Origin of the sequence: Kordia jejudonensis (assembly GCF_001005315.1) — a bacterium.
In the GTDB taxonomy this organism is placed as follows: Bacteria; Bacteroidota; Bacteroidia; order Flavobacteriales; family Flavobacteriaceae; genus Kordia; species Kordia jejudonensis.
Map to the genome: position 1 here is coordinate 1 of NZ_LBMG01000196.1, position 477 is coordinate 477.

General features: G+C 43.4%; 1 protein-coding gene. It reads left to right on the forward strand.

What is annotated here, in order from left to right; translation table 11 throughout:
* A partial coding sequence (locus AA089_RS25370; protein WP_046759428.1) for a hypothetical protein occupies nt 1-477 on the forward strand: 477 nt, incomplete at both ends.

The window sequence follows — 477 nt, forward strand, 5'->3', positions numbered from 1 at the left end:
TACAGATTGATAGCAACATGCTTCCATGTTACACTGTGGTAGAATTACCTGTGATTGTACATCCATTACCAGTACTGACCAGCATGACGTTTGAATACACATTCTGTGAGTATGACAATGACAATGTGGGACAGTTTGATTGGGATGTGGTAAGCGCTTCGCTAAATCTATTAGAAGCACCACAGGATTTGGCAGACTTTACCGTGAGCTATCATTTAACAGCGGCAGATGCTTTGGCAGGAACGGCAGCACTTGTCAACGGATTTGAAAACACGATGGATCCACAAACGGTGTTTATCCGTGTGGAGAATACCGCTACGGAGTGTATCAATAGCAATAACATTGCGAGTTTAGAACTCAGTGTAGAGCCAATTCCAACGGCAACAGCACCGATAACACCTTTTGAGGTGTGTGCGGAAGATGAGATGGATCAGGATGTAGGAATCTTTGATCTGACTTCTTTGGATACAGACATTA